We start from the raw sequence: 505 nt of genomic DNA, 5'->3' as shown, positions 1-505 counted from the left end.
GAGATCCTGGGCGGCGAGGCGGGCCTCGGCGTCGGCGCGGAGGCGTGCGGCGACCCGAGCGCCGGACGCGCGGCGGTCCGCCGCGGCATCCGGTCGCTCGGCTCTGGGCTCCTCCTCGCGCCGTGCCGGGAGCCGGTCGGCGATGGCCGACAGCGCGAGTGCGGCGTCGGCGTGGATGCCGAGGCCCGGGAAGTTCGAGCCCAGCACGCGGGCCTCGGCGTCGACCTGGATGAGCCGGCCGCGCGGCGCGAACGTGAAGTAGTTGCTCGTGACCTCGCCCACGGCGGTGCCGACGGCGAGCAGCACGTCGGCCTGCTCGAGCAGGTCGGTGGTGTGGCGGTCCTCGATCCAGGATGCCGCCGACAGCGGGTGGTCGAATGGGATCGCGCCCTTGCCGCCGACGGTCGAGACGACGGGGGCGTCCAGGGCCTCGGCGAGCCGCACGAGCGCGGCGCGGCCGCCCTGCGAGCGGCGCACTCCCCCGCCGGCGAGGATGACCGGGCGC

The 505-nt window shown here is 77.2% G+C and carries 1 pseudogene; it reads right to left on the bottom strand.

From position 1 onward, the window contains the following. Positions 1-505 (bottom strand): annotated as a pseudogene (locus AC1DY2_RS20520) (thiamine pyrophosphate-binding protein); the annotation flags it as partial.

The sequence above is a fragment of the Agromyces sp. P1_H4 genome (assembly GCF_056405255.1).
This window is presented reverse-complemented; position numbering and strand designations above follow the sequence as displayed.